A 4,376-nucleotide genomic window follows, 5' to 3' on the forward strand; every position below is an offset into this window, starting at 1 on the left:
GCGCCTGCGGCGGTGTTCTCGCCGGGCTCCGTCGCCACCTCGAAGGAGCGCACGTCGAGCGGCGAGGCGAGCAGGTCCTCGGGGTATGTGCGCAGCTCGTCGGTGGGACTTGCGACCGGGACCGGCGAGTCGAGCAGCCGGACCCCGTCTCCGTCGGCCGTGATCTCCCGCCACCCCACCGGGCCGCTCAGGTACTCGTCGCGGAACGCGACCGTCGCCGGCGCACTCAGGTTCACCTCGGCCCGGAGGCCGCAGGTCAGCCGCATCGTCGGGAGGTTCGCCGCACCTGGTGGCAGTTCCATTCCGGTGGTCTCGACCGTCCATGCGACGGCCGCGCCGTCCACGGTCAGCCGGACCTCACGGGCCAGCACCGCGCACTCCGCGGCGGCGGCTTCGGCGAGCCGGTCCTCGGCCGGAGGACCGTCCGGTGCGATCTCCTGCAACGCCTGCGCGGCCGGGATCTCCGCGCGGTCGATCACGGCGGTCAGCAGGACGGCGTCCGGGGTGAGCACCAGGCCGTCATGGTGGTTGACGGTGAAGTTGCCCAGCGGGTGGGCCGACGCGGCGGCCGCCGGCACCAGCGCCAGCACGGCCGCGGCCGCGGCCACGATCGCAGCCCGGCCCCGCCTCACGGCCGGCCGCCCAGTGACGCGAGCAGCTCCTCGGCCCGCGGCGCGTGCAGCGGGGAGAAGTACGGGTTGGTGTCCAGTGCCTCGGCCAGCGTCCGGCGGGCCTCGTCGTCCATGCCCAGGTGAGCCTCGATGACCCCCCGGTGGTAGAGGAACAGCGCGTTGCGCCCACCCAGGGCGGTGGCCGCACGGGCGTGCTCGAGAGCTTCGGCGTCCCGACCGGCGCTGTGCAGTGCCCAGGCGAGCGCATCGTGGGCGTCGACGTTCTGCCGCCGCGCGAACTCCGCCTGCCCGGCGGCCACGGCCGCGCCCGGATCCCCGTGGTCGGCCTCGAAGAGCGCGACGCCGAGGTCGTCCTGAACACCGCCGGCGGCGAACAGCTGCCGCACGGTGTCCACGAGCGTGAACTGTTTCCGGGCCGCGTCGGGCTGTCCGACGGCGAGCAGGAACTCGCCGTACTCGACGAGATGCTCGGGCAGGGGCTGGGTCTGGACCACCCGGCGGTAGGCGCGAGTCGCTGCCTCGACGTCGCCCCGGGCCGCGGCCACCCGGGCCTGCCCTCGGAGCAGCAGCGGGTCGTCCGGGGCCACCTTCCTGCCGGCCGTGAACCGCCGCTCGGCCTGGTCCAGGTCGCCCGTGGACCAGGCCAGTTGACCGAGGTAGGTGTAGCAGAACGCCTCGTCGGCGGGCCCTCCCGCGACCTCCAGTGCCTGCTCCAGCGCGGAGACGGCGGTGGCGATGTCCCCGTGCAGCTCGGCGTCGTAGGAGGCGCGGGTGAAGGACGCGACACCCGGCTTGAGGTCGAGCATCCGGTGCAGGGCCTCGGTCGCCCCGGGATAGTCGCCCAGCTGGGTGCGTGCATCGGTGAGGACGCCCCACGCCGTGGCGCTGTACGGATTGACCGCCAGCGCCCATTCTGCCGACCGAGCCGCGGCGGAGAAGTCGTGCCGGGCGTTGGCCAGCGCCCCCAGGCCGGTGAGTGCCGCGTCGTTGCCTTCGGGACGCAGCCGCATCGACTCGGCCAGGGCACCATCCGCCTTGTCGTAATAGGACGGGTTCGCGGTCACCCGGGCCTGTTCGACGTAGGCCGCGCCGAGCGCCGCCCACGTCGCGTAATCTCCCGGCACCTCCTCCAGCCGCTGCTGCGCCGACTCGATCGAGGCGGTCAGCCGATCAGCCGGCGGCGGCGCGGTCGCAGCGACGGGAACGGCGACGGCAGACCGGTCGACCACGACCGTGTAGGCGCCCGCTATCGCCACGACGAGCAGCACGACGCCGACGACGACCGCGCTCACGGCGGTGCGGGTGCGCTGCATCAGACGTTGGGCAGGTCGCTGTCGGGAGCGCCCACGCCGACCGCCGCCCGATTCGCGCTCAGCTCGCGGGAACGGTCGGCATCCAACCGGGCCCGCACGACGAGGTTCTCGGTGTAGGACCGCGCCTGCTCGTCGAAACCGCCGGTGCAGGTGATCAGCACCACCTCGGAGGCGGGAACCGCCCCGTAGACCTGCTCGGCCGGGAACTCGTCCTTGGCGAACCGCTGCGCTGCGGTCACCCGGAACACCGCGACGCTGCTGTCGGCCCGCACGACCGTGATATCGTCACCCTCCTGCAGTTCCCCGAGGCGGGCGAAGACCGCCGGACCGGTGTAGTCGTCGACGTGGCCCGCGATGATCGCCGGCGGGCCCTGCGGATCACCCGGATAGCTGCCCTTGGTGAACCACCCGGGCTTGCTGAAGTCCACCGGCACCTCGAGCGTCTTGTCGCCGTTGAGACCGAGACCGACGAGCGGGCTGCTGACGTCGATGGAGGGAATGTCGAGCCGCACCGGTTCCACGTGGGCCAGCGCAGTCGCCGTCTGCGGCACCGGCTGCTGCGTCGGCGCTTGCGGGAGCGACGGCGCGACGGGCTGGTCGTCGCCGGCCGCGGGTTCCTCTGCGACGACCGGCGGCAGGGCCGCCCGGCCCGCGGAGGCGTCGGCCGAACGGTCGGCGACCGTGACGCCCACCAACAGCCCGAGCGCCAGGGCGGCGGCCGAGGGGGACACCCAACCGGGGAGCTCGCGACGGCCGCGCCGGTGGCGTCCACCATGACCTGCTCGCACCGGGCGCAGCTCCTCGCCGGTGCTCGGTGCGTGCCCGCTGTCGGTCATCGCTCTCCTGTCCTGCTTTTCCGGTCCTGCAGGTCCTGAGTTCTCCTGAGTGTCGGCCCCGGATCCGGGCAGCGACCGGTTCCGGGGCCGTCCGGTCGTGGGGCGCGGCGCACGCCGCGCCCCACGACCGGTGGCGATCAGCCCTCCGTCGCGGTGGAGGACCGGCGCAGCTGGCGGCCCCGCAGCAGCGAGCCCGCACCGGCAGCGACCAGCAGCAGCGCCGCCGACCCCGTGAGCGCGGGGACGACCATGCTGTTCGCGGATCCCGCGGTCCCGGCGGCAGATCCACCGGCTCCGGCGTCGACCCCACCGGAGGGCATCCCGCCGTCCTCGGTCCTGCCGGGTCCCTGGTTCACCGCATCACCGTGCGGCGCGGCGATGTACGGGAAGACGTCGCTGAACGCGACGTCGTTCTGGGGCACCCCGTCACCGCCCTGGAGCGCCTCGAAGGCGGCCTGCCGGTCCGCGGGGACGTTGGTGACGTCGAAGATCCCCTCGAGCGCGAGGATCTCGATGTCGACGACGTCGTCCGCGAGCCGCCGGCCGTTCGGGAAGCCCTGGATGTCGCCACCCACGACGCCGAGCCGGCTGGCCTCCGGCAGCGGCTGCATGTCCAGACCGGTCGGGCCGGTGATCGCCATGTTGAGCCGCAGCATCTCCGACGGCACGAACTCCGCCGCGCCGGCGTTGACCGCCTGCGAGTTGAGGTCCACGTCGATCGGGTTCGGCGTGGCCGGGTCCCCGTCGACGTCCACCCTCTCGTTGGTGACGACACCGGTGAGGAAGGTCTCGAAGATGTCGTACCGCGGACCCGCCGGAGCCGGGACGCCGTAGATCGCCTCGATCAACGCCGGCACCTCGGGCTGGAGCACCCGGTCGACGACGGCACCGCCGGCGGCGGCGGCGTCCTCGGCCGGCGGGATCGAGTTGAAGGCGTCCTTGAGCCCGGCCGGGACGACCACCTCGTTGACCAGCGGGTTTCCGAGTCGGGACACCTGGGTGAACTCGTCGGCGCCCTCCGCCGCCGTGCCGTTGGCGTTGCGCAGCGTCGGCCGGGTGGTGGTGCTCCACACGCCGATCACCGGGTTGGCGGCGGCGTCCCCGTCGATGGCCACCTCGGTCTTTGGCACCTCGAGCACGATGCTGTTGACGTTGTAGCCGCCGATGGTGTCCACACCCGTCTCCGACAGGTCGGCGCCGAAGAGCAGGTCGAACACCCGCAGGTCGACGAAGAACGGGTCCTCGGCCTGCGTCGACAGCGTCCGGCCGCCACCTGGGAGATCGGTGATCGCCGGTGTCCGGAGGTTGTCGACGTAGTCCTGCGGCGTGCCCATGCTGGCCGGGCCGACGTAGGACGGCGCGACGGGACCCCGGGCGACTGGCTCCCCGAACGTCGCCCCGCCGTCGGTGCTGACGTCGAGGGTGAACGACTGCCGGAACAGCAGGTTCTCGTCGTCGAGGGAGTCGACCGGGCCGTTGTTGAACAGGAAGGTCTCCTGGCCCCGGAGGTCCTCCGTGGTGAACTTCCACCGGTAGATGTAGTCGGCCACGGCGTCACCGTCGTTGTCGATGTTGATGTAGTACTCCGCGTCCTC

General features: G+C 72.7%; 4 protein-coding genes. All 4 read right to left on the minus strand.

Going from position 1 to position 4,376, the window contains the following annotated elements; genetic code table 11:
* Positions 1-608, minus strand: a 608-nt coding sequence (locus CNO22_RS25790; protein ID WP_198588613.1) for a hypothetical protein, incomplete at its 3' end; no start/stop codon positions are given.
* 20 nt (positions 609-628) lie between these two features.
* Positions 629-1,945: a tetratricopeptide repeat protein gene (locus tag CNO22_RS25795; protein ID WP_100502108.1), complete on the minus strand. Its 1,317-nt coding sequence runs from the start codon at positions 1,943-1,945 to the stop codon at positions 629-631.
* On the minus strand, positions 1,945-2,781 hold the full coding sequence (locus CNO22_RS25800; protein ID WP_100502109.1) for a sortase domain-containing protein: 837 nt from the start codon (positions 2,779-2,781) through the stop codon (positions 1,945-1,947). The genes CNO22_RS25795 and CNO22_RS25800 overlap by 1 nt, the downstream gene beginning before the upstream one ends.
* 137 nt (positions 2,782-2,918) lie before the next feature.
* The coding region (locus CNO22_RS25805) for a DUF4331 domain-containing protein (protein ID WP_100502110.1) at positions 2,919-4,376 on the minus strand (1,458 nt) is incomplete at its 5' end.

It is taken from the genome of Geodermatophilus chilensis (genome assembly GCF_002802985.1).
In the GTDB taxonomy this organism is placed as follows: Bacteria; Actinomycetota; Actinomycetes; order Mycobacteriales; family Geodermatophilaceae; genus Geodermatophilus; species Geodermatophilus chilensis.

What these genes read in the sequence shown, in the direction of transcription:
- CNO22_RS25795 (WP_100502108.1), bottom strand. Translation starts at nt 1,945, where the DNA reads ATGCAGCGCACCCGCACCGCCGTGAGCGCGGTCGTCGTCGGCGTCGTG.
- CNO22_RS25800 (WP_100502109.1), bottom strand. Translation starts at nt 2,781, where the DNA reads ATGACCGACAGCGGGCACGCACCGAGCACCGGCGAGGAGCTGCGCCCG.